Origin of the sequence: Acinetobacter sp. YH12249 (genome assembly GCF_013417475.1) — a bacterium.
GTDB lineage: Bacteria > Pseudomonadota > Gammaproteobacteria > Pseudomonadales > Moraxellaceae > Acinetobacter.
This window is the reverse complement of sequence record NZ_VPDX01000013.1, coordinates 39,236-64,904: the sequence shown is the minus strand read 5'-3', so window position 1 is coordinate 64,904 and position 25,669 is coordinate 39,236. Positions and strand designations below refer to the sequence as shown.

Below are 25,669 nucleotides of genomic sequence, written 5' to 3'. Positions count from 1 at the left end.
TAACACTTAGTGTTGAAGCACTGAAATATCCGCAACTTTAGTGAACAGGTCACGAAGCTGAGCAAGCAGACGTAAACGGTTTGCTTTTAGTTCAGCATCATCCGCCATTACCATTACACCATCAAAGAATGCATCTACTGGCGCACGCAGGGCAGCCAATGCAGATAACGCAGCAGTGTAATCTTTAGAAGCAAATAATGGTTCAACCACTGGAGTGATTTTCGCAAGTTCAGCGAATAATGCTTTTTCAGCATCTTCCACCAGATTGGCTTCAACCACAGCACCTTCAGGTGCAGCTTCTTTGGCAAGAATGTTGGCAACACGTTTGTTCGCAGCAGCAAGCGCAGCAGCTTCAGGCAATGCACGGAAGTGATTTACCGCATTCACACGCTTGTCAAAATCAAGTGGAGATTTTGGTGACAATGCTTGAACGGCTTGGATCACGTCAACATCAACACCTTGGTCTTCGTATTTCGCACGGTAACGACCTTCCAGGAAGGCAACCGCATCTGCCAGAGTCTTGTCGTGGTCTTTCAATACATCGCCATAAGCAGCTAATGCCAGCCTGATCAGGTCTTCGATAGATACATCCAGTTCGTTTTCAGTCACTAAACGCAGGATACCAATCGCAGAACGACGTAGCGCAAACGGGTCTTTAGAACCTGTAGGTGCCTGACCAATACCGAAAATACCAGTCAAGGTATCTAAACGGTCAGCAAGCGCAATCGTTGTACCCGTTTTAGTTTTCGGTAAAACGTCACCCGCGAATTTAGGTAAATATTGCTCACCTAAAGATTCAGCCACTTCATCATTTTCACCTTCAAGACGTGCGTAGTAAGTACCCGCGATCCCTTGAAGTTCTGGGAATTCACCCACCAACTCAGAAGTTAAGTCGCATTTAGCAAGAAGAGCAGCTTTTTCAGCATCTTCAGCTTTTGCGCCTGTAATCGGCGCAAGTGCTACCGCCAGTTTGGCAATACGTTGAGATTTGTCCCAAAGTGTACCCAGTTGTGCCTGGAATACCATGTTGGCCAGTTTCTCTTTACGAGACGCAAGCGGTTGTTTCTGGTCTTGCAGGAAGAAGAATTCTGCATCTGACAGACGCGGACGAACTACTTTTTCGTTACCTTCAATGATTTGAGTCGGATCTTTAGACTCAATATTTGAAACGGTAATGAAGTAAGGCTGTAATTTGTTTTCAGCATTCACCAGACAGAAATACTTCTGGTTGTCCTGCATCGTGGTGATCAGTGCTTCTTGAGGAACTGCAAGGAAGCGTTCTTCAAAGCTGGCACGAAGAGCAACTGGCCATTCAACCAGAGCAGTGACTTCGTCACGCAGATCCGCAGGAACAATGGCAATCGCATTCACTTCATCAGCCAGCGCTTTGACTTGCTGATCGATGATTGCTTGACGCTCTTCAAAAGACGCAATCACTTTCGCAGCGCGCAGGGCATCCAGATACGCATCTGCATTGGCCAGAATAATCGCTTCAGGCGCATGGAAACGGTGGCCATAAGTCACGTTACCTGCTTTATGATCCTGAATGGTTGCATCAATCACATTGCTGTCTTTTAACAAGACCACCCATTTTACCGGACGAACGAATTCAGTACGGCTAGCAGCAGAACGCATGCGTTTTGCGATTGGCAATTGATCCAGAGCATGTTGCAGGATTTGTGGCAGTAAAATGTCAAGGCTTTGGCCTTTCACATCTTTCAGGTAGCAGACTTTTTCAACTTTACCGGCCTGGAAAGTAGACACCTGATCAACCGTAATGCCTTGACCGCGCATAAAGCCTTCAAGTGCTTTGGTTGGTTTGCCTTCAGCATCATAAGCCGCTTGCACAGCAGGACCGTCAAAACGTTTTTGCGTATCCGCTTGAGCAGCATCAACATTTACGATTTTAAGTGCCAGACGACGTGGCGCTGCATAAGCTTCGATCGCATCGAAAGCCAGACCCGCATCTTTTAAGCCTTTTTCAGTTTCAGCTTTTAAAGCATCACGTAATTTTTTCAGGCTTTTTGGAGGAAGTTCTTCACAGCCAAGTTCAAATAAAACTGTATGTTTAGACATTATTTGTTCTCCGCTGATTTTTCTGCTTGAGCCGCTTCTGCTTCTACTTGAGCTTTAAGCTGAGCCAGGACTTCGTCACGTAGGTGAGGTTCTGCCATTGGGAAACCAAGTTTCGCACGTGCTGCTACATAACTGGTCGCAATTGAACGTGCCAAAGTACGCACACGCAGAATATAACGCTGACGTTCAGTCACAGAGATCGCGCCACGCGCATCTAACAGGTTAAAGCTGTGTGATGCTTTAATCACTTGCTCATAAGCAGGTAATGGCAGTTCAGCTTCGATTAAACGGGTCGCCTCAGCTTCGTAGAAATCGAACAGTTCGAACATTTTTTCTACTGGTGCATATTCGAAGTTATAAGTCGATTGTTCTACTTCATTTTGATGGAACACATCGCCATACGTCACAGTACCGAACTGACCTTTGGTCCAAACCAGATCGTAAACTGAGTCTACACCTTGCAGATACATCGCCAGACGTTCCAGACCATAAGTGATTTCACCGGTTACTGGGTAGCATTCAACACCACCGACTTGCTGGAAGTAAGTGAACTGAGTCACTTCCATGCCGTTCAGCCAAACTTCCCAGCCTAGACCCCATGCGCCCAGTGTTGGAGATTCCCAGTTATCTTCCACGAAACGGATGTCGTGAACTAAAGGATCAATACCGATTGCCTTTAAAGAATCTAGGTAAAGCTGCTGGATGTTGTCCGGGTTTGGCTTAAGCACAACCTGGAACTGGTAATAATGTTGCAGACGGTTCGGGTTCTCACCATAACGACCATCTTTCGGACGGCGTGATGGCTGAACATAAGCAGCATTCCAGGTTTCGGGACCTAACGCACGAAGGAAAGTTGCAGTGTGGAATGTCCCTGCACCCATTTCCATGTCGTAAGGCTGTAACACGACGCAGCCTTGCTCCGCCCAGTAGTTTTGTAAGGCAAGAATTAAGCCTTGGAAGGTATCAATATGCGATATGGCGCGACTCATGGTCATCCACTTAAAATTAGAGAAAAATTGTGCTTGATTATAAGGATTTTACAGGGGAGTGGCAAAGGGTTAATACGCTGAAAATATTTTGGAAAAAATTAAAATGGTCTTCATTCATGCCAGATTTTGCGCGGCTTTGCTGCAATTTTATGCTGGAATAGCAATGGGATGAGATCCAAAAATCAGGAATAAATCAGATGTATAGCATCCTGTTCACTGAAGCGCGATAAAGTTAAACTGATCTCATACGATTGCGGTCTTAGAATTAGTTTAATCTTCACACAATATAATAATGCCTAATAATAAGGAACTTCATGACCACTTACCAAATTCAGTGCCATTTAAAATACAAGATTGTGCAACCTACCGAATTTATTTTTATGGTTCAGGTCGCCCATCATCCCGATCAGAATATTCTCGGAGAACAGCTCACTATGAATATGCCGGTCAAGTGGCATGAATTTCAGGATGCTCAGCATCAAAACCGTCATATCCGGTTGCAACTCGAACCCTGTGAGGCATTTGAACTGAACTATAGCGCGACAGTTACCCGTCAGCCGAGCATTCCGAATGATCTGAGGCAAAACTTGAGTGAAGTCAAAATTCCAGACCTGCCGGATGAAGTACTACCTTATTTGCTGGCCAGCCGCTATTGCAATTCAGATTTATTACTAGAAATGGCGAAACGTTCATTTGGCTGGATGATACCCGGCTATACGCGTGTAAAAGCCATCGAACAGTGGATTTATAACAATATTTTTTATGTCTCTGGCTGTTCTGATCAGTTTACGACTGCAACGGATGTGCTGGTCCACCGAGCAGGTGTATGCCGTGACTTTGCTCATTTGGGCATTGCGCTGTGTCGTGCTTTAGGAATTCCGGCACGCATGGTGGTCGGTTATGTGGAAATTGAAAAATTTTTACCCGATTTTCATGCCATTTTTGAAGCCTATCTGGAAGGAGGGTGGGTGCAGTTTGATCCGACCCGTTTAGCCCCGGTCGACGAGCTGATTCGCATTGGTACTGGGGTAGATGCCGGAGATGTAGCATTTTCAACCTATTATGGTCAGGTCGAGCTGCTCAAAATCGAACCTCTGATTAAATCTGGTTCTCATAGCGAAGCTGAGACTAAAATCACCTGACATGAATGATCTTATTGAAAATCCTATGAGAGATTGAATAGTAAAATAGGACTAGATGGATGGTTTTTCTCTGGTGTGTGACTTAGCTTTTTAAACAGCATCCATTTAAGTGTAATTAAAAGATATAAAATAAATACATCTTTAAAGCGACTAGTTTTATAATGCGCAAAATCTGTAAACATTAAAATCAGGCGCGCCGTGTTCCATTCCAATCTCGACTGGCTCAATACCTTAAAACCGAATTTTAAAGTTCTTCCACTCAAGGACCGTTTACTCTGCGGTATTGGGGCACTACTGGGTCTCACGGTATCATCATTACTGAGTTTATGGATTCTGGGTGATTTTGAAGCCTGGTATATTGCGCCGATGGGGGCCTCATCTGTGCTGCTGTTTGCAGTTCCGGCCAGTCCCTTGGCACAGCCCTGGAATATTCTGGTAGGTAATACTATTGCTGCGGTAGTGGGTGTGACCTGTGCCTTGTTTATTGCCAGTCCGACGGAAGCTTTTAGTCTAGCGGTAGCTTTGGCTATTATCCTGATGATGACCACCGATTCCCTGCATCCACCGAGTGGTGCTGTGGCTATTACGGCGGTACTCGGCGGCAATGCGGTGCATGAACTCGGCTATGCTTTCGTTTTCTATCCGGTGCTGCTGAATTCGATCTTATTGATGGTAATTGCGATCGTCTTTAATCGAATGATTGGCAAGCGTTATCCGCAGCAGGCGCAATTGAATACCCGTTCCAAAGATCCGACCCCGACCCAGAAAGTCACTATTCAGCCGCAAGATATTCAGGAAGTACTAGATCAGCAAACTGAGCTGCTGGACATTAGTGAATATGACCTGCAAAAGATTATTCTGGAAGCGCAGGACCGAGCCAATGCCCGTGCGGTCAACCAGTTTACCTGTCAGGACATTATGACTAAAGACGTGGTGACCCTGCATGCCAATGATAATATTCAGCATGCACTGGATAAATTTAAAGAAATGAACCTGATGAGCCTGCCGGTGGTTAATGCGGAAGGCAAGCTGGTGGGAACGCTGGCCATGTATCAGGTGGTAGAATGGTTTAAACGTGCTGCAGATGTGCGCAGCAGCTGGGAACATCAAGTCAAACATATTATGACCCGCAAAGTGGTCACTGTGCAGCCATTGCAGCCGATTCAGGATCTGGTGCCCTATTTTGTGGAGCGTTCCTTTAACTATATTCCGGTAGTGAGTGAGCAGCGTCTGGTCGGAATTATCAGCCGCGCAGATATTATCGCTGCCCTGAATCAGGAACTGAACCATTTTAAAATGAGAGCTTAAAGCTGTTTTGAATAGTTCTGAAAAAAAAGCACCCTCGGGTGCTTTTTAATTTGGAATCTGGATTTATTTAAACTTAGATAAAGAACCAGTAAATAAACAGGGAAACCAAGAAAATACACATGATATTCAGGACAAAGCCGACTTTCATCATTTCACTTTGTTGAATATGGCCAGTACCAAACACAATCGCATTCGGTGGTGTCGCCACAGGTAGCATGAAGGCACAAGAAGCCCCAATCCCGATCACAATCACCAGAATCTCTTTAGGCATACCCATCTGGTCGGCAATGGCGGCAAAGACCGGAACCAGTAAGGCAGCCGAGGCAGTATTACTGGTAAATTCAGTCAGGAAGATGATGAAGGTTGCCACAACGAAGATAATTACGAGAGGCGAGGAGTCACCGAAAGCATTTGCCAGTGTTTGACCTAAAACCAGAGAACTGCCTGAATCCTTCAAGACAGCACTTAAGGTCAAGCCGCCACCAAACAGATAGAGCACGCCCCAATCGGTATTTTCAGCAACCTGTTTCCATGTAGCCGTACCCAGAATCACCACCAGACAGGCTGCCAGAATCGCGATCCAGGTATCAGGCTGTGAAATACCGAAATTTTCAGTCAATTTTTTACTGAAAATCCAGGCCATCGCCGTACAGAGGAACAACACCATCGTCGCAATACGGGTGGTGGTCCAGGGGATATTTTCAGTGATAAAATTCACCTTATGATTCAGTTTTGGACGCAATACCACATACAGACTGATCAACATTGCTGGCAGAATAATGAACATCATTGGCAGGCCGACTTTCATCCAGTCAGCGAAGTCATAACCGAGGGCTTTGGCTGCAATCGCATTCGGTGGAGAACCGACGATGGTGCCCAAGCCACCAATACTGGCTGAATAGGCAATCCCGAGCAGAATAAATACAAAGGTTTTACGTTCTTTTTCGGCATCCAGATGCGCAAGTAAACCCAGCGCCAGAGGCAACATCATAGCTGCGGTGGCGGTATTGGAAATCCACATCGACAGGGCAGCAGTTACTAAAAAGATAGCCAGTACCGAAGCACCGAGATGTCCACCGGAGAGCGAGATAATCCATGTGGCAATCTTCTTGTCCAGTTTCTGGATATGCAGCGCCGTAGCCAAAGCAAAACCACCAAAAAACAGGAAAATCACGGGATCGGCAAAGGTAGCGAGTGCTGCCTGCATGCTAATCGGTACCAGTTCATCACCATCTGCCATCGGCATACTCAATACAATCGCCAGTACCGGTATGAGTAGGGCTGTAATCGTAATATGCAGGGCTTCGGTCAGCCATAGAATGGCGATAAAGGTCAGTAGGGCCAATCCCTTATTGGCATTTCCGTCATAGGGTAAAATATGATACAAGCCATAAGAGATCACGGCAGCGATCACAATTAAAATCCAGCCTTTGCGAATTCCTTTTGGCATGGCATTAGTCGGGGTGCGTAAAGGGTCGTTCATACAACCTCCTTGCTCAACTTTTTTATTTAAAAGCGTTTTTGAAATTCTTATAAAAGTGAATATGTGTTTTGATTAAAAAAGATATTATTTAAACAGTATAGTAGAGTGTTGTAATAATCCCACACTTTGCCAAAGTGCGTAAATCCCCAGTCCAAATAGAAAAAACAGCACCAGATATTTGAAATGTTGCTGGGAAAGTCGATGCCGTATTTTTCCACCCAGCCAGACGCCGATGAGTGCAAATAACGTGATTCCGAGCAGGATATGTCGCTGATGGGTTTGTAAAGAAATGAGGACCGGGAAGAGTAAGGTCAACTGCACCAGTTTGCTGGCAATAAAGTTGAGATTACTGATAATGACGATATCAGTTTTGGAGAGCTGACAGCTAAGCAGATACATCATCAGGAAGGGTGCCATGGCATTGGTTGCACCTCCAATCATGCCGGCCAGTAAACCGAATCCTAGCATACTGAGCTGACTGCTACTGACCCGAAGCGGAGTAGGACGTAATTGATCCAGCACATAAAAGATAATCACCAGACCCAGCAATAATTTAAGATAGCCTTCATTGATCCAGATAAGTAGTTTGACCCCCAGCACACTACCGACCAGACTGCTGAGCATGAGTGGCCAATAGCGTGAGGCATAATAGCGAATGCTCTGCAACAGGCCATGTTTTGGATCACTATTAAGCATCCAAAGATTCAATAACAGGCAGGGGAGAATCACCAGGGTGACTGCTGTACTTAAGGCATATTCACTGGATAAGGCAGCCGTACTCAGCATAGGAAAGCCAAAACCACTGACCCCATGCAGTAATGCCGCGATCGCACACAGCCAAAGCACAATCCATTCTGCCTGCGCCATCTGAAATCCATTTCAAATAGAAAGTATCAACTTATCCTGAATAGGCGAGCAGGGTAAAGCATAAAATGGTAATAAGACCAAAACCTAAAAATCAGGCAAAAAAAACCACGATCTTTTGGGGGAAGGACCGTGGCATAAAAATTTCACCATATGAATATTTAGGTGAAAGAGGAAACGATTTTATCGGTAGTCTTTATCCTGATTCACGGTACGCACAGGACGTTCATAATCAGTTCTGCTCGCAGCATAATCAGGCATAGAATTCTTTTTTGGCATCACCAGCCATAGAACCAGATAAACTAAGATACCCGGGAAAGCAGCACTCATAACCGAAATAATCACGAAGATCAAGCGTAATAAATTTGCGTTCCAACCAAAACGTTCAGCAATACCACCCATTACACCTGCGATCATGTTTGAGCGGTTAGAGCGATATAAACCAACATTGGCCATCCAAGTCTCCTAAAAGAAAAAATAAGGTTGAGTCTAAAAAATGACTCGTATTTATAAGAATGGAGTTTTATCTGAATTTTTAAAGTATCTATTGAAAATAAATTCGTTAAGTAATGTTACGGGAGATTAAATAATCCTTAAAAAATCACTAAGATCATAAAAATTCCATTGAATTCATTATTAAAACTTATAAGTTTTCAGTGAGTCGTCTGCCTATATCGATGTGCACCCCTTCAGGTATATTTTTAAAATGAAATCGAATGTATCGCATCATTTAAGTGGTTTATGCCGGCTTGGATTTGTGCTGGGAAGTGTTGCAGGACTGATTGCCTGTGATGACCATCAAAGCAAACCCTTACCTGATACTACGAAAACTTTGGCACAAGATGGCGTAGTCATCTCCGCCGCCAATGAAAGTTATGACACCCGTAATGCTAAATCGCTCACCCAGACTGCAACCTATAATGCATTGCCTGTAGAACCAAATGTCGATCCTAAACCTGTACCGGATTATGCCAAAAGCTATGTCGGGCGTTATCTTACCCAAATTGATTGTGACGGACGGTTTGCACCTTGTACGGAAGGGAAGTCGGTGTTTATTTTGACTTTATTGCCAGATGGTACAGTGCATCGCAGTATCGTGCATTATGGCAAAGTCTTTGTGAATAATTCCAGACGAGTTCAGACCGAAAGCAATGTGACCTATCGTAAGGACCGCTGGACGATTAATCCGGAACAAACTGAACTGATCGTGGACCGTAAAGAGGGGGCAAAATTCTATTATACAATTAAAAGCCCAACCCATCTGGTCATGAATCTGGAAAAAATTTATGACGAAAAAGAACGGGCAAACCAGCAGTTATTTGATCAGGGTTATCCTGCACCTTCTAAAGCGTATGAGTTGGTCAAAGATTCTGAATTTAAGATGACAGAATAAAAGCGATAAAATCTGTAAAAAATTTAAAAACAGAGTAAATGGAAATGGCGATTCTAAAATTGTCAGGATGAATTGCGCTTAAATAAAAAGAATGAACTGAATAATATAGGAAATATTATAAGAATATTGAAAGAAGAAATAAATATAGAGGGGAGAATGGTGGGCCGTCCGCGACTCGAACGCGGGACCAATGGATTAAAAGTCCACTGCTCTACCAACTGAGCTAACGGCCCATTCGGGTAATCAAAGTAGCTTTGATTGAAGTTTCTAAAAAGAGATTTTAGAAATGATGGTGGGCCGTCCGCGACTCGAACGCGGGACCAATGGATTAAAAGTCCACTGCTCTACCAACTGAGCTAACGGCCCATCAGGGGATATCAAATTTAATGGTGGGCCGTCCGCGACTCGAACGCGGGACCAATGGATTAAAAGTCCACTGCTCTACCAACTGAGCTAACGGCCCTGAACCAACAATCAAGCAAGGCTTAATTGTGCAGTGCAAAAGAAACTAAAGAGTTCTGAAAGCACCACTTTGTTTGATGGAGCGTATTGTAGCAAGATCTCATTGCAGCGCAAGTAAAAAATAACAAAGTTGCCTATGTTTGATTATAAATACAACAATTCTGCTTTATCTAAACAAAAAATAGGCAACTTCAGCACTTAGAAACGATATTGATAGGCTTGAATATTCTCAAAAATTTCTTGAGTCAGCTCACAATACGCATCGCTGCCTGGCAATAAAACCAGCAGGCGTTCATCGGTTTTGTTTGGGTCAAAAGCCTGTTCTTTCAGTTTGTTTTTCTGATACTTGAAGGTACCGGTCGTTTCTACCTGTTCTTGAATGCGCAGAAAAACTGGAACTGCATATGCAGGCAGACAGCGTTTAAAGGTGCTGACCATATTTTTCAGGTCTTGCTCATCCAGGGTGCTTCCCGGTTGCAGGGTAATTGCAGCCATACCGGCACGGCCATTGGTATTTGGAATTTCTACACCATAAACTACAGCTTCGATAATTTTGTCATACTCGGTCAGCATGTTTTCGACTTCAGTCGTTGAAACATTTTCACCTTTCCAGCGGAAGGTGTCACCGAGACGATCAACAAACTGGGCATGACGGAAACCGATATTACGTACCAGATCGCCGGTATTGAAGTAGGAATCACCTTTGCTGAACACGTCATGCATGATGACCGCCTTGTTCTTTTCCGGATCGGTATAGCCATCGAAAGGGGAGCGGCGGGTGATTTTACCAATCAATAAACCGGTTTCACCTTTTTTCACCCGTTTGCAGCGACCTTTGGCATCACGTACAGGCTCATTTTTATCTTTATCAAATTCGATAATGGCATAAGGCGTTGGTGAGAAACCGACAGTATTGTCAAAGTTAAAGACATTGCTGAAACCGACATTACCTTCACTTGAGGCATACAGTTCCAGTACTTCCTTGATGCCAAAACGGGATTTGAATTTATCCCAGATGTTCGGGCGCATGCCATTACCAATCATCTTGGTGACACGATGGCCTTTTTCCAGTTCAGACGGTGGGGCATCCATCAGGTAGCGGCAAAGTTCACCGACATAACCAATCGCAGAAGCATCAAACTTTTTGACATCTTTCCAGAAGGAAGAGGTGGAGAATTTACGGCGGATGGCAAAAGTACTGCTTCCGGCAATCACCCCACACCAGCACACCACAATACCTGTCGCATGATAAAGCGGCAGGGTGCAGTACATCACATCATCTTTATTCAGGTTCAGGACATGGCCATAGGTGCCATAGGCGAGTGTCCAGCGGCTATTGGTAAAGATCACCGCTTTAGGTAAGCCGGTAGTACCTGAAGTATAGATATAGAACAGGCCGTCTTTGCCTTGTACCGAATGCGTAGTCGGTGTATTGAATTTCGGGAACTGGTCAATCTGCTCTGCTAGGTTGATAAACCCTTCAGGTGCTTGTCCGGTATTTTCTTGTGTGTTCTGATCGGCAAACCAGTGGAAACGGTCAGCGGCAATATTGAGATTATTGCGGATTTCATCAACGGCAGCACGACACTCTTCACCGACAATGACCGCAATCGGTTTCACCAGGTTAATACTATGTGTCAGGACTTTGCCGACCTGAGAGGTATTCACCAGCGCAATCGTGATACCCAGCTTGGCCAGACCAATCACACTGGCAATGAACTCCGGACGGTTCTCGACCATCACGGCCACCACATCACCTTTCTGTGCACCGAGAGAAAGGTAGAAATGTGCGATCTGGTTCGCCCAGCCATTTAGGTGAGCATAGGTATAGGACTGATCCTCAAAACGTAATGCAATACCTTCAGAATTACGCTGTGTTGCTTTTTCAAAAGCTAAACCCAGGCCTGCGGGCGTATTGGGAGTACGTAAATAAGCCTGTCGCAGTCCGTTCAGCAGATTAGGGACCTTACTGATGAAGGCAGGGATTTTGGCTGCGACATCTGCAATGCCAATAAGATCGGGTTGGTTCGTCTGGGTCATGGGCGTCCTATTATTTTTCGTATCCAATGCGTTTAATTTATATGCAATAAACGGATGATAGCCATCTTTTAGCGTGTTGAAACTAGAGTAATCAACCTATTCTGACAAAATCTAGCAAAAAAAACCTAGCCACCGAAATGACTAGGTTTTTTAGTTAACTGCAATTGGGCGAATTATGACTCAGTTGCAGTATTGGTTTTTTTCGGTGGACGGCCACGTGGACGACGTGGGCGGGCAGCCGGTTTTTCAGCTTTTGCTACAGCTTCTTCAGCTTTATCGGCTTCCGGAGTTTCGGTAGGCGTAGCTTCGCTTTCTGCTGGAGTTACTTCAACTGTAGTTGTTTCAGTGACTTCTTCAGCGGGAGCCTGTTCAGCTTTCGCAGTTTCTACAGATGCTTCCGCAGCTGGCTCAGGAGTTTGAGTCGCTTCAGTTGTATCAGCACTTTCTACTGCAGCTACCGGAGCTTCAGCAGGTGCAGCTTCAGCACTTTCAGCTTTCGCTTCTTCCGCTGGAGCCGTTGCTTCTGCAGCAGGTTCAGCCGCAGTAGATTCTGCTTCAGCTTGTGCTTGCTGTTTAGCCTGCTGTAATGCTTGCTCGGCAGCCAGTTTGGCGAGACGACGACGCTCACGTGGATCATTCGCCACACGTTTCTCTGAAACTGGTGCAGGCGGAGTTAAATCCAGCACAGGAGCAGGTTCTGCTTCAGGCTGCGCTTTGCTGACTTCTACATCACGAGTTACAGGTTTTTTCTCTGTGGTCGCGGTCGAAACCGTTGCTAAAGTCGCATTATATTCCTGCGTGAACTTTTGCAATGCACGGTTAAACGTTGGCAACAGACCGAACTGTTCAATCAGGACTGAACAGTCTTCACCATAAACATGGCGAATCAGGCTACCAATAGTGTATTGGCCAAGTGTTGGCACCTGTGATGGTGTCAATTGCTGAGTTTTCGCCTGTTGGCCTTGTGCAGCACGACGGTCGCGACGACGTTGACGTGGGTCATTGCTGGCACGCTGTTTTGATGATGACTGAGCTTCAGGCGTTTTCTCTGCAGGAGCAGATGCAGTCACTTCAGCCAGGAACTCTTCCGCAGCTGGTGCTTCTACAGGAGCATCGGCAGGGGCAGTCACTTCAACAGCAGGTTTTGCGACTGGAGCAGTGTCATTCAATGCCACAATTTCGCTTTTCGCCTCGTCAATATTTACCACCATTGCTGTTGGCATCACTTCTTTACGAGGAGCATCGACCAGTTCCACACGAACTTGCTTTTCATTGACTGCTGGCGCTTCAACGGCAGCAGGTGCTTGAGGTGCAGCTTGTTCATTTAGAACACTTGGATCGCGGTGGCGATTTGGACGTTCTGGACGTTGCTGGTTGCGACGGTCACGACGTGGCACGTTTTGCTGTTGCTCATTGCCGTGAGTATCGCTTTGCTGTGCAGACTCATTGTGGTGCTGACGGCGAGAGTTGCGTTTGTTTTCACGCGCTTCCTGACGTTGTTCCTGACGAGAAACCTGAACCACTTCTTCATGCACCTGATGTTGTGATGCATTATCAGACTGCGCCTGTTCACGTGGCTCTTTGTGCTTGTTGCTACGTGCTTTCTTGTTATGACGCTGTGATTTCTCTTCACGTTCAGCTTTTTCAGACTGATCACGCTCTGGTTTATGGACTACAGTCGATGGCGCCAGATAAGCATTGCCGGTAGTTGCTGGTGCTGCAACAGCTGTTGGCTGTGCAGATACTGCTGGTGTTACAGGAGCAACCTGGCCGAACTGACCACGGCTTACCGCACCGCCATTTACCATCTGTTCGATGGCAGCAGCAGCATTGTTCGCTGTGCGAGATTGATCAACAGTAGTTGCCTGTTTTTGTACAAACAGGTTTTCTAACCATGCACATGGGCTGGCAGCAGGTGCTGCAACTTGAGCAGGTGCCTGTTGTGCAACAGGTGCTTGCTGTACATTTTGCTGATTCTGGTTATTGCGGCGTTTATTGTTTTTGCCGTTGTTTTGCTGCTGAGCAGGTGCTGGTGCAGCGGTATGCGTATGTTCTTCTTCTAAATGCCACTCAGAAGACTCATAGCCCAGTTCTTTTTCGCTTGAACGGGTTGCTTCAGTACGCTCGTAACTTGTCGGTGCGAAACCTTCAGGATTATACGAAATTTCGTAGTGAGGTGTTTCCAAGTGTGGATGTGGAAGTACAGTCACACGTGTATTTGAAGTTTGTTCCAGATATACCAGGCTGTGACGTTTTTCATTGAGCATGAACGCCGCAATTTCTACCGGTACTTCAACCTGAACTTCACCATGACGTTCACGTAGTGCGATTTCTTCCACTTTACGCATAATTGAAAGTGATAGAGAACGCAGGTCACGTACCATACCGGTACCATGACAGCGTGGGCAGACATAACCAGTTGCTTCTTCAAGCGATGGACGCAGACGTTGACGGCTCATTTCCATCAGGCCGAAACGAGACAATTGGCCGAACTGGATACGTGCACGGTCGCTTTGCGTTGCTTCACGCAGTTTCGCTTCTACCATACGCTGGTTGCGGTCTTTGGTCATGTCGATGAAGTCGATGACAACTAAGCCACCGATATCACGTAAACGTAATTGGCGAGCAATTTCTTCAGCGGCTTCAAGGTTGGTATTTAACGCTGTATCTTCAACGTCCTGACCGCGAGTTGATTTTGCCGAGTTAATGTCGATTGAAACTAAAGCTTCAGTTTGATCGATCACGATCGAACCGCCTGAAGGCAGTTTTACTTCACGTTCATAAGCAGTTTGAATCTGGCTTTCGATACCGAAATGCGCAAACAAAGGCTCATTCAATGTATAAGTTTTCAGTTTGTCTAACTGAAGCGGCATTACTGCTTTAACGAAGTTATAAGCTTCGTTATAGGCTTGCTCAGAGTCAATCAGGATTTCTGCTACATCATCACGCAGGTAATCACGGATGGCACGAGTTACCACACCTGCTTCCTGATGGACCAGCATAGGTGATGGACCTGAATTTGCAGTGCTTTGAATTTGTGCCCAAAGGTCTAGCAAATGTTGCAGATCAAGCTGTAATTCTTCTTGAGAACGGCCAATGCCTGCTGTACGAACAATGACGCTCATACCACGTGGCACATTTAAAGAGGCCAGCATTTCTTTCAGTTCTTCACGTACTGAACCAGAAATCTGACGGCTGATACCGCCACCTTTCGGGTTGTTTGGCATCAGAACCAGATAACGACCAGCTAAAGAGATGAAAGTTGAGAGAGCAGCGCCTTTATTGCCGCGCTCTTCTTTTTCCACCTGAACCAGAAGTTCAGTACCTTCAGTAATCAGTTCACGGATATTTGAAGTTTGGCGAGGATCGGCTTTGTAATAAGAGTTTGCGATTTCACGCATAGACAGGAAGCCTTGGCGACCTGCGCCGTATTCAACGAATACAGCTTCTAAAGAAGGTTCAACGCGAGTCACGTGACCTTTATAGATATTAGATTTTTTTTGTTCACGGGTACGATTCTCTAAATCGAAATCGTAAAGACGCTGACCAGTGACAAGTGCAACGCGAATTTCTTCGGCATGTGTTGCATTAATCAACATACGTTTCATGGGTGTAACACCTTATAGTGATACACAGCAAAAAATCGCTATTCACGTAGCGAACATCACACATCACGGATCAATGGCCCAGATCTCCAATGCTTGGCATTGTGGTCTGAGTCTTTTATTCCCGGCGTCTACTTGAATATAGATCAGCTTCGGTATTTTGATTCACGTATTGATGATGGCAATACGGCTTCAATCTTTAAACGATTAAAGTCACCTGAACGTTTCACTGGCGGACAAGCGGTGCATTAGATGTGAGTAACTTTCACTGTCACATTGCTCGAAGATCATCCCTTCTTTATAGAAAGTGTCTTGATACGGAATTGTCGTCGTATCTTTACAAACTGTGCAGATCCAATGCATCAAACGCTGTAGCCTGAAGTCGTCTTCAGGGTGCGACTAATCTGATGTGTATCAGTTTACGTTTAAAAACCAACTAGGTTGGCGACATATTTTTTCAGACAAACTGATTTATGTACCTGAGGTACAATTAAACGCAACAGTTTGCTTTGTTTGCCGATATAATAAGCCTTCGGCGTCGGCATAATTCTTTTGGGACCTTCCCGTATCATGTGAGTCTTTAATTGAATAATCAAGTTCAGAGAAATCTGAAATGCTTCAACTTTTACTCACAAACGATGGTTTCCGTGCGCTGACTATATCAAACCTTGCATCATCTGCCTATGGGCTAAGCTTATGTTTCTTGTGTAAAGCATAACCTAAGTGATCAGTTTTTAATCAATTTTAGTAATTTTTGGGTCATAGTAACTGTATGAATTCTACACAACAATGGCAAAGCGTCACTTGGTTTGAAGTGGATGAACATCAAGATGGACAGCGAATCGATAATTTCTTGTTCAGTCGTCTGAAAGGGGTGCCTAAAAGTCGGATTTATCGTCTGATTCGTGAAGGACAGGTTCGCGTCAATAAAAAACGCATTAAGGCCGAAACCAAACTGGCGATTGGCGACCAGATTCGTGTGGCACCTATTCGTTATGAACAAAAAGATGAATCAGAAGCGCCGATTTCGGACAAGGTGGCTCAAGGTCTTCTGTCACGTGTGGTATATGAAGATGAAGGCTTGATGGTTGTCAATAAACCATCGGGTATTGCTGTGCATGGCGGTAGCGGTGTGGCGTATGGCCTGATTGAAGGCCTACGTGCTGCAACAGGTAAAAAATACCTGGAATTGATTCACCGTATTGACCGTGACACATCGGGTCTGGTGATGATCTCGAAAAAGCGCAGTACCTTAAAAACGCTACAAGATTTATTACGTGAACATAAGATTAAAAAAACTTATGCCGCTGTCGTGAAAGGGCAGGTAACGCTAGATAAGCAACTCATTGATGCACCTTTGCATCGTTATGAACTTTCTAATGGTGAGCGCCGTGTCCGTGTCTCTAAAGAAGGCAAAGAGTCTAAAACCCAGTGGAATGTGGCAGAGCGTTTTATGCATGCGACACTGGTGTATGCTTCTCCATTGTCTGGTCGTACCCATCAGATTCGTGTACATGGTCTCAGCATTGGTCATCCGCTGGTAGGTGATGAAAAATACGGACATGAAACTGAATATCGTGGACCAAAACCACGCCGCTTATGTCTGCATGCGATGCGTCTGGAAATTCCAGGCTATCCGACGATTGAAGCGCCTTTGCCTGAAGATATGCAGAGTCTTGTAGCTCAGCTTCGTGCGCAAAAGGCGGATAAGGTGGTAATACCTACGGAAGATGACGAGTAATTTTTAGCTTTTAAGTTAATCCTCTCCCTGAGTAGCATTGCTACGCAAGTCTCCTTTCTTGCACATCGTTTAAAGCAGTGCTTTAAACTCGTTCAGGAGAGGGAACGTTATTTAAATAACTTTATTCATGAGTTAGGTGTAGTAAATTTTATTGCTAATTAGGTTTACTCCTTCATTTATTTAGTAATGAATCTCCCTCTCCTTTTAGGAGAGGGCTGAGGTGAGGTAAAAGTAAAGCACAGCCGAGTTTTGTAGTTATAAATTCAAATTTTATCGCGTAGGCAGTGTTTTACTTTTGACGGGGGCAAAAGTAACAAAACCCCTTCTGTTGATCTGATGGCATGTCCCTATGCCACAGATCAACGGCGACATCCATGTCGCCATTGGATAGCCAATAGCTGTTGTGATATCACAATAAAAGTTATTTTGTGATAAAACTCTCCCTCCTTTGAAAAAGGAGGGCCGGGGTGGATTAGTACTGAATCAAATACTAGGAACCTTATATGAATTCACCTATAAAACTGGTCATTTTTGATTGGGATGGCACTTTATTTGATTCAGTGGGTCAGATCGTGTCGAGTTTACAGTTTGCTGCGCAACAGTTTCAGCAACCTTTAACTGATGCAGATGCGAAAAGCATTATCGGGCTGGGTTTGCCAGAAGTCGCACAACGGCTATTCCCAACTGTACCAGAATTACATGCGGATATTTTGCAGGCCTATTCAGATCACTATGTGATGAACTCAGTCAATGATGCCTGGTTTGAGGGCGTAGCTGAGATGCTGTATAGCTTAAAAGATGAAGGGATTAAGCTAGCGGTGGCAACAGGTAAAAGCCGTAAAGGTTTAGACCGGGTACTAAAACAAACGAATAGTCTGGAACTATTCCATGCCACTCGTGCTGCCAGTGAAACCCGCTCCAAACCTGATCCTTTAATGCTGGCTGAAATTCTGACTGAAACTGGTGTCAATGCGCATGAAGCGATTATGGTCGGTGACACTTCTTATGATCTGGAAATGGCGATGAACATTGCCATGCCAAGTGTAGGTGTGACTTATGGCGTACATACACCGGAAACTTTGGCACAGTTTAATCCACTGTCGATTGTAAAGGATGTCAGCAGTTTGCATGACTTTTTATTGGCTAAAGTCCAATGGAAGGAAGCGATTTAATTCAGTATCTTAGTCATTCTTCAAGATCCGGCATTTTCTGAAATAGAAGATGCGGATCAAGATGCGGATCAATGCGGTAGATTTGAACAACTGGTCTTATCTTTTAGTCTAAAGTTGTGATTACAGTGGTTTTGTTCTGTCATGATTGTTGAGTTATTTAGTTGGATATAACTTAATTCATAATTATAAGATTATGTTTTTAATTGATTTTTATAAATTTAATTTATAGATAATAGCTATTGCAAAAAATAAAATAACTATTGGCATTCACGTCGTATTTTTCCCATCCTAAAACTGTTTATTCATATGCCCGTACTAGGCGCAATTGTTTATTGGAATGATCGAAATGATCAGGTCAGAACATTTTGCTTGTCTTAGTTCTCGGCATAAGCCTCATTTTTGCAGTTTAAGGAAACATTGATGTCGAATTCTGCTGTTGTTGAATCAGTTGCACAAGCATTACGTACTGCTGAACTCTCAAAAACTGCGATCGCACCGATTCGCCCGGAACTTGGTGGTGAAAGTGCTGACGTAGATATTGCCTATGCCGTTCAGGAAGTAAATACCGAGCGTGCTCTGGCGGAAGGTCGCCGTCTGGTAGGTCGTAAAATTGGTTTGACATCGAAAGTGGTTCAAGCACAGCTTGGCGTAGATCAGCCTGACTTCGGTATGTTGTTTGCCGACATGGCCTATGGCGATGGTGAAGCAATCCCTGCAGGTTTGCTGATTCAACCGAAAGTTGAAGCTGAAATCGCATTGGTCATCAAAGAAGATCTGACTAAAGCAAAACATACGTATGCAGACATCATTAGTGCAACTGACTATGCACTTCCTGCTGTAGAAGTGGTCGATAGCCGTATCGAAAACTGGAAAATCAGCCTGATTGATACCGTAGCTGATAACGCATCTTCTGCTGCATTCGTTCTGGGCTCTAAGCCTGTCAAACTGGAAAACCTTGATCTTGTGAACTGCAAGATGGTCATGACACGTGGCGACGAAGTGGTTTCTCAAGGCGTGGGTAAAGCATGTCTGGCAAACCCGTTAAATGCTGCTGTGTGGCTGGCAGATGAAATGGTACGCCGTGGCCGTCCATTGCTAAAAGGCGACATTATTTTGACTGGTGCTTTGGGTCCAATGGTTGTAGCTCAGCCTGGCGACGAATTCAAAGTTGAAATTGAAGGCTTTGGTTCAGTAACAGCTGCTTTTGCTGCTGAATAAGGGAATACAAGAGAGTACATTCATGAAAAAGATTAAATGTGCATTGATCGGTCCAGGTAATATTGGTACTGATTTGCTTTATAAACTGCAACGCAGCGAATGGTTAGAACCAGTATGGATGGTGGGGATTGACCCAACTTCTGAAGGTCTAGCACGTGCAGCAAAAATGGGTTTAAAAACCACTGCTGAAGGCGTAGACGGTTTGCTGCCTCACGTAGTTGAAGATGACATCAAAATCGCCTTCGATGCAACTTCTGCTTATGTACATGCTGAAAACAGCCGTAAGCTGAACGAGCTTGGCGTGTTAATGATTGACTTAACACCAGCTGCAATTGGTCCTTACTGCGTACCACCTGTCAACCTTGAAGCATTGCTTGAACAAGGTGAAGTGCCAAACGTCAATATGGTAACTTGTGGCGGTCAGGCAACGATTCCTATGGTTGCAGCGATTTCTCGCGTTCAGCCTGTGAACTATGGCGAAATCATTGCGACTGTATCGACTAAATCAGTCGGTCCTGGTACACGTAAAAACATCGACGAATTCACGCGTACTACTGCTGGTGCAATTGAGAAAGTCGGTGGTGCGAAACAAGGTAAAGCGATCATCATCATTAACCCGGCTGAGCCACCACTGATGATGCGTGATACTGTTCACTGTCTAGTAGAAGGTGAGCCAGATCAGGCAGCGATCACTGAATCTGTACATGCGATGATCCTCGAGGTCCAAAAATACGTACCAGGTTACAAACTGGTGAATGGTCCAGTATTTGATGGCAACCGCGTATCGATCTTCCTTGAAGTTGAAGGTCTGGGTGACTTCCTGCCGAAATATGCAGGTAACCTCGACATTATGACTGCAGCAGCTGCACGTACCGCAGAGATGTTTGCAGAACGTGTTTTAAATGCAGTTGAAGCTTAAGGAGCACCTTCATGTCTAAGATTATTATTAATGATATGACTTTACGTGATGGTATGCATCCCATGCGCCATCAAACTACACCTGAGCAAATGGTTGCGATTGCAACTGCTCTGGATGATGCAGGTGTACCGCTGATTGAAGTAACACACGGTGACGGCCTTGGCGGTAACTCTGTGAACTACGGTTTCGCAGCTGCAACTGATGAAGAATACCTGAAAGCGGTGATTCCAAACCTGAAACAAGCGAAAGTATCTGCACTTTTACTTCCTGGTATCGGTACGGTTGATCACCTGAAAATGGCACATGATGTAGGTGTAGCAACTATTCGTGTAGCGACTCACTCTACTGAAGCAGACGTTTCTGAACAGCATATTACTGCTGCGCGTAAACTGGGTATGGACACTGTGGGCTTCCTGATGATGGCTCACATGGCAACACCTGAAAAATTACTTGAAGAAGCACAAAAAATGGTGTCATACGGTGCTAACTGTATCTATGTGACTGACTCTGCTGGTTATATGCTTCCGCAAGACGTGACTGACCGTGTAGGTATCTTACGTGCTAACTTGGGTTCAGATATCGAAATCGGTTTCCATGGTCACCACAACTTAGGTATGGGCGTAGCTAACTCTGTTTCTGCTGTACAAGCGGGTGCAACACGTGTTGACTTGGCATCTGCCGGTCTGGGTGCTGGTGCGGGTAATACGCCACTTGAACTGTTTGTTGCGGTTGCAAACCGTATGCAAATGGAAACTGGTGTTGACCTGTTTAAAGTACAAGACGTTGCAGAAGATCTGATCATCCCAATGATGACTCACCAAATCCGTGCTGACCGTGATGCTGCAACTCTGGGTTATGCAGGTGTTTACTCTTCATTCCTATTGTTCGCTAAACGTGCTGAAGCAAAATATGGCGTATCTGCTCGTGAAATTCTGCTTGAGCTAGGTCGTCGTGGTACCGTTGGTGGTCAGGAAGATATGATTGAAGATTTGGCATTGACTATGTCTAAAGCGAAAGAGCTTCAAGCTTAATAGTTAAAAGCTAAATTTTAAAAAAAGCGTCCGAAAGGGCGCTTTTTTATTTATTTGAATAAAATGAATAAGATATTAAAACGATAGAATAAGATATTTTAATTATTACTATTTATTTTAAGAAAATAATCAAACACATTTCCTTAAACATAAAAACGATAAATAAAAAGTTATTTTTAAATTATAAAAAAATAATGGCTGTTTATATAAGAGAAAACATGGATTTATATTGATTATCTGGTTAATTTTTTATTTTAGTTAATTGTTTATAAATATAAGTCTTTTTCAAATTTCAGCATACTTATTCTATCTATAGAGATTAATAGAAAAATTTTAATACTGTAGTCGGATTTTTAAAAAAACTAGAGTTGAGCATGATAGCGGCATAGCTTAATTTGATTACTAGGAATAAGCCATGCGTCGTCAAAACTTATGGATAGCAATGCTTGCTGCAACAGCAAGTTTAGGAACAACTGCAGCGAATGCAGATTTTATTGACGATAGTAATGTCCAGCTTAAATTTAAAAACTTTTATCTAGATCGTCAGTATCAAGATGATTTTTCTTCACGTAATTGGGGTTCTTGGTCACAAGGTGTGACTTTGGATGCGAAGTCAGGCTATCACGATATTGGTGGTGGGGTGCAGGTTGGTGCAGATGTTCTGGTTCAACATGCAGTTAAACTCAAAGGCCGTGATCAAAATCCGGATTGGGTGTTGCCTCACGATGGTAAAGAATCTAAAGATCATTTTGGTAAAGTTGGCGCAACCTTAAAAGCTAAAGTTTCTGAGACTGAGCTGAAAGTGGGTGAGTTATTGCCTGTATCTCCAGTGCTGGTATTTGATCCATCTCGTCAGCTCATCACTACTTATAGCGGTGCATGGTTAGAATCTAAAGAGATTAAAGATACCAAACTGACTTTGGCTTATATTGATAAAATTAATAATCGTTACGACAATCAGTTCCGTGATTTAGCTTTATTTTCTCCAGGTAGAACTTTACCTGATGGTACACAAGGTCATTATGACTTAGGTCCTGAATCTGATGGTATGTGGATTGCCGGTGTAGATCACCAGTTCACGCCTGAAATTGGTGGTAGCTACTGGTATGCAGATGTTCAAGACATCTACCAACAGCATTACTTGGGTGTGAATTACAAAACTGCGCTAGGCGAAAAAACCAAATTAGATAGCCATGTGCGTTATTTTGATAACTCAGATTCAGGTGACAAACTGTATGGTGATATTGATAATCAGGCATTGTCAGTAGGGGCAAAAGTTAATCATGGTGCGCATACCGTAGGTCTGGGTTATCAGCAAATGTTTGGTGATACTGCATTTCCATCACTCGGCGGCTGGGTGCCGCAGCCTTATCTGGTGAACTGGGGCGTTGCAACCTTTACTGCACCAGAAGAAAAGTCATGGAATATTTCTTATGGCTATGACTTCTCTGAAATGGGTGCCAAAGGCTTAAATGCGACTGCAGTTTATTTCAAAGGTTATGATGCTCAATCAGGTGATCAAAACTTTAATACTGATGAGTTAAATCTGATTGCGAATTACACTGTTCCAGAGGGTAAGTTAAAAGGATTAGGCATTCAAGCGATGTATATCGATGTGAATTTTGCTAATCCTACTAAACCAGATCTTCAAGAATACCGCGTAGCGACGACTTATACCCATAAATTCTAAGTTAAGCGCATTTTAAGGGCAGTCAGTATTCTGACTGCTTTTTTTTGAGTTAAGAACTTAATCAAAGCCTTAAATTAAACAGGGTTTTAAATTTAAAATAATTAATTAAAACAAATACTTAAATAATATATTTTTTGTAGTATGCAATCGTAATTTTATATCAGTTGAAGACAGTAGAGCGGTTAATATAAGACGGTAAAAAGATCATTTTTAATGAGTCAACTTGACGTCGAGTTCTCGTCATCGAGGAACACGCAAGCAAGAAACTGTAAGAGGAATCATGATGAGCACTGTTCAAATCCCTGATTATAAAACAGATCCTTTCTTCGGCTTAGAAGACAAATGGATTGAAACTGCAGAAGGTGAGTTGACTCACTACCATGAAATTGGTGAAGGTACGCCTATTCTGTTCCTGCACGGTTCAGGTACGGGTGTGTCTGCTGCTGCAAACTGGTGGTTAAACCTGCCTTCAATTGGTGAACAAGCACGTTGTATCGCAATCGATACCATTGGTTATGGTCAAACTGTGGTTGCACCAGGTACTGCTTATGGTATCCGTGCATGGGTGGATCATGCTGTACGTACTCTAGATGCATTAGGTATCGAAAAAACCTGGTTAGTGGGTAACTCTCTGGGTGGCTGGTTGGCATTCCAGATGGCACTTGATTATCCTGAACGTGTTCTAGGTATCGTGTCTATGGGTACTGGCGGTGCAAAACAGACTGCTGCACTAAAAGCACATGCAAACCCTGTATTAACTGAAGAAGGCATCAAGAAAACCCTGTCTATGTTTGTCGTGAACAAAGACCTGATCACTGACGAACTGGTGAAAGTACGTTTTGCTTCTGCTGCAAATGACTATGCATCAAACCGTTTGATGGATGTAGTAGGCGCACGTGACCGTGACCGTTTCGAATTCCCATTAGACTTCGAAAAAATGAAAGACATCACTGTACCTGTATTATTGATTCATGGTACTCAAGATGTGGTCATTCCGGTTTCTCGTACTTGGGACATCCTGAACATCGTGCCAAATGCTGATGCACACATCTTCAGTCAATGTGGTCACTGGTCTCAAGTTGAAAAATCAGATGAGTTCAACACTGTGATCAAAAACTACCTGGCTGTACACGGCGTAAAATAAGTCGTAAACAGTTTAGAAAAAGGATGGCTTCGGTCATCCTTTTTTCTTTCTAAAATATTTGATTTACTGCTGCCAAATGAGTGTCATTTCATTCAGTGAATTTTTTGAATGTTTTTAATGCCTTTTAGCTATTAATCAGAATTTCAAAAATTAAAATGGGCCTTAGACTTCTTATTAGACTTAAGTTGTAAAAGAAGCCTAATTTGAGCAAAAATTAAACCTAATAAGCCATGGTCGGAGATGTTGGAAGCCAAGCTAGATGTGGTCTGTCATAGGAAAAATGAATATAAAATGAAATTTTGATCAGAAAAAATAAAAACAAAAAAGCACACGTATTCTCAGAGGAAATTACGTGTGCTGCTATAAAAATAGAAAATTAATGTGGTTCGTCGCGGTTAATGTCTAGGTAGAATACGCGAGTCAGGAGTTCCAGGAACTTCTTCACTGCGACTGAATTACTATCCTTGCGATAGCTAACATAAAGATCTAAAAAGGGAAGTTCTACATCCAGCGGGCGGATTACAGTATTGTTCATGGTCAATGGTGCGATATAGCCTGGCAGGATGGCACAGCCCAAGCCCATTCCAATCGAGTTGATATTGAACAGGATATTATCCGCCTTTTGCACAATATTAAGCTCAATGCCATTGGTCTTGGCAAATTCCATAATCGTATTGTGCAGGGTGAGTGACTGTTCTGCAGATGGAATAATAAAATCTATACCATTCAGTAATTTAACTGGAATACGGTCGTATTTCGCTAAAGGATGATCCTTCGGCAAAATGAAGATCAATGGCTCACGAATCACAAACTGGCTTTCAATTTCATCACTATGGAAATTGTGACGGGTAAAGGTCAGATCCAGTTCGCCTTTCTTCAATAATCGCATTTGCTCATTATTGTTCAGACTGAGCAATTCAATTTTTAAATCAGGGTTTTGCACGCGCAGATTCGGCAGGATATACGGGAAGATTTTCATTTCCGCGACAGGGACGAAACCGATGCGTAGCATCTGCTGCTTGGCTTGTGAGACCTGACGGGCCATGGCAATCGCCTTATCAGCTTGTGCCAGCGTCAGGCGGGCCTGTTCTAGGAATACAGCACCTTCTTCGGTCAGTTCGACTTTACGCTTGGTACGGTGTAGCAGTTTGACACCGACATCTTCTTCCAAATCTTTGATTTGCTGACTAAGTGATGGCTGAGCCGTGTAAAGTTTGAGTGCTGCCTTACTGAAGTTGAGTTCTTCAGCCACAGTAATGAAGTAGCGGAGGTGTCGTAATTCCATATCATCAGCCCGTCGAGTAATCCAAAAAATGTCTTACTATAATTTCAGAAGAGTATAATCTATAAACAACTATGTCGTGAAGATTATTTTGTCATTTAGAAAGTAAA

General features: G+C 43.9%; 18 protein-coding genes and 3 tRNA genes. 10 read left to right on the top strand and 11 right to left on the bottom strand.

The genetic code is table 11. The features are described 5' to 3' along the window. Window positions 1-6: 6 nt before the first annotated feature. A complete protein-coding gene (gene glyS, locus FTV25_RS09080) occupies window positions 7-2,076 on the bottom strand; it encodes a glycine--tRNA ligase subunit beta (protein ID WP_180003005.1) in 2,070 nt (689 codons plus the stop codon). Further along, window positions 2,076-3,065 carry a glycine--tRNA ligase subunit alpha gene (gene glyQ / locus FTV25_RS09075; protein WP_005232423.1) on the bottom strand — a complete coding sequence of 330 codons (990 nt, stop codon included), beginning with the start codon at window positions 3,063-3,065 and terminating at the stop codon, window positions 2,076-2,078. Before glyQ ends, glyS begins: the two co-directional genes overlap by 1 nt. A gap of 314 nt (window positions 3,066-3,379) precedes the next feature. On the opposite strand from glyQ, the gene FTV25_RS09070 reads away from it, so the two are divergent. Next, a complete protein-coding gene (locus tag FTV25_RS09070; RefSeq protein WP_180003003.1) occupies window positions 3,380-4,207 on the top strand; it encodes a transglutaminase family protein in 828 nt (275 codons plus the stop codon). A 198-nt stretch (window positions 4,208-4,405) separates the two neighbouring features. Further along, on the top strand, window positions 4,406-5,515 hold the full coding sequence (locus tag FTV25_RS09065) for an HPP family protein (protein WP_034704289.1): 1,110 nt from the start codon (window positions 4,406-4,408) through the stop codon (window positions 5,513-5,515). 73 nt (window positions 5,516-5,588) lie between these two features. Here FTV25_RS09065 and FTV25_RS09060 read toward each other — a convergent pair whose 3' ends face one another. The 3 genes from FTV25_RS09060 to FTV25_RS09050 all read right to left on the bottom strand — a co-directional run bounded on the left by FTV25_RS09060 (window position 5,589) and on the right by FTV25_RS09050 (window position 8,318). Then, complete coding sequence (locus FTV25_RS09060) at window positions 5,589-6,998, bottom strand: DASS family sodium-coupled anion symporter (RefSeq protein WP_180003001.1); 1,410 nt, start codon at window positions 6,996-6,998, stop codon at window positions 5,589-5,591. 84 nt (window positions 6,999-7,082) lie between these two features. Beyond that, on the bottom strand, window positions 7,083-7,865 hold the full coding sequence (locus tag FTV25_RS09055) for a sulfite exporter TauE/SafE family protein (RefSeq protein WP_180002999.1): 783 nt from the start codon (window positions 7,863-7,865) through the stop codon (window positions 7,083-7,085). A 180-nt stretch (window positions 7,866-8,045) separates the two neighbouring features. Further along, window positions 8,046-8,318 (bottom strand): PspC domain-containing protein, encoded by a 273-nt coding sequence (locus FTV25_RS09050; RefSeq protein ID WP_034169835.1) that lies wholly within the window; start codon window positions 8,316-8,318, stop codon window positions 8,046-8,048. A gap of 250 nt (window positions 8,319-8,568) precedes the next feature. On the opposite strand from FTV25_RS09050, the gene FTV25_RS09045 reads away from it, so the two are divergent. Continuing rightward, window positions 8,569-9,255: a hypothetical protein gene (locus FTV25_RS09045; RefSeq protein ID WP_159123913.1), complete on the top strand. Its 687-nt coding sequence runs from the start codon at window positions 8,569-8,571 to the stop codon at window positions 9,253-9,255. Window positions 9,256-9,412: 157 nt separating this feature from the next. Here the strand turns inward: FTV25_RS09045 and FTV25_RS09040 are convergent. The 5 genes from FTV25_RS09040 to FTV25_RS09020 form a co-directional block, all read right to left on the bottom strand. Further along, a tRNA-Lys gene (locus tag FTV25_RS09040) sits at window positions 9,413-9,488 on the bottom strand. A 57-nt stretch (window positions 9,489-9,545) separates the two neighbouring features. Further along, window positions 9,546-9,621 (bottom strand) — tRNA-Lys (locus FTV25_RS09035). Window positions 9,622-9,642: 21 nt separating this feature from the next. Next, window positions 9,643-9,718 (bottom strand) — tRNA-Lys (locus tag FTV25_RS09030). A gap of 197 nt (window positions 9,719-9,915) precedes the next feature. Further along, the gene (locus FTV25_RS09025; RefSeq protein ID WP_180002997.1) at window positions 9,916-11,757 is read right to left on the bottom strand and encodes a long-chain-acyl-CoA synthetase; all 1,842 of its coding nucleotides are present in this window, start codon (window positions 11,755-11,757) and stop codon (window positions 9,916-9,918) included. A gap of 173 nt (window positions 11,758-11,930) precedes the next feature. Beyond that, complete coding sequence (locus tag FTV25_RS09020) at window positions 11,931-15,365, bottom strand: Rne/Rng family ribonuclease (protein WP_180002995.1); 3,435 nt, start codon at window positions 15,363-15,365, stop codon at window positions 11,931-11,933. 769 nt (window positions 15,366-16,134) lie between these two features. Here FTV25_RS09020 and FTV25_RS09015 point away from each other — a divergent pair. From FTV25_RS09015 to FTV25_RS08985, 7 genes are all read left to right on the top strand, one after another. Further along, window positions 16,135-17,103, top strand: a complete 969-nt coding sequence (locus tag FTV25_RS09015; RefSeq protein WP_004781807.1) for an RluA family pseudouridine synthase — start codon at window positions 16,135-16,137, stop codon at window positions 17,101-17,103. 503 nt (window positions 17,104-17,606) lie between these two features. Beyond that, window positions 17,607-18,275: an HAD-IA family hydrolase gene (locus FTV25_RS09010; RefSeq protein WP_180002993.1), complete on the top strand. Its 669-nt coding sequence runs from the start codon at window positions 17,607-17,609 to the stop codon at window positions 18,273-18,275. Window positions 18,276-18,695: 420 nt separating this feature from the next. Continuing rightward, entirely contained in the window at window positions 18,696-19,493 is a 798-nt protein-coding gene (locus FTV25_RS09005; RefSeq protein WP_004781809.1) for a 2-keto-4-pentenoate hydratase, read from the top strand. A 22-nt stretch (window positions 19,494-19,515) separates the two neighbouring features. Next, complete coding sequence (locus tag FTV25_RS09000) at window positions 19,516-20,412, top strand: acetaldehyde dehydrogenase (acetylating) (protein WP_004781810.1); 897 nt, start codon at window positions 19,516-19,518, stop codon at window positions 20,410-20,412. 11 nt (window positions 20,413-20,423) lie between these two features. After that, the gene (gene dmpG / locus FTV25_RS08995) at window positions 20,424-21,443 is read left to right on the top strand and encodes a 4-hydroxy-2-oxovalerate aldolase (RefSeq protein WP_125279391.1); all 1,020 of its coding nucleotides are present in this window, start codon (window positions 20,424-20,426) and stop codon (window positions 21,441-21,443) included. Between the two features lie 415 nt (window positions 21,444-21,858). Beyond that, window positions 21,859-23,133: an OprD family outer membrane porin gene (locus tag FTV25_RS08990; protein ID WP_180002991.1), complete on the top strand. Its 1,275-nt coding sequence runs from the start codon at window positions 21,859-21,861 to the stop codon at window positions 23,131-23,133. Window positions 23,134-23,416: 283 nt separating this feature from the next. Next, entirely contained in the window at window positions 23,417-24,277 is an 861-nt protein-coding gene (locus FTV25_RS08985) for an alpha/beta fold hydrolase (RefSeq protein WP_004781813.1), read from the top strand. Window positions 24,278-24,653: 376 nt separating this feature from the next. Here FTV25_RS08985 and hcaR read toward each other — a convergent pair whose 3' ends face one another. Next, window positions 24,654-25,562 carry a DNA-binding transcriptional regulator HcaR gene (gene hcaR, locus FTV25_RS08980; protein WP_159123907.1) on the bottom strand — a complete coding sequence of 303 codons (909 nt, stop codon included), beginning with the start codon at window positions 25,560-25,562 and terminating at the stop codon, window positions 24,654-24,656. Window positions 25,563-25,669 lie beyond the last annotated feature (107 nt).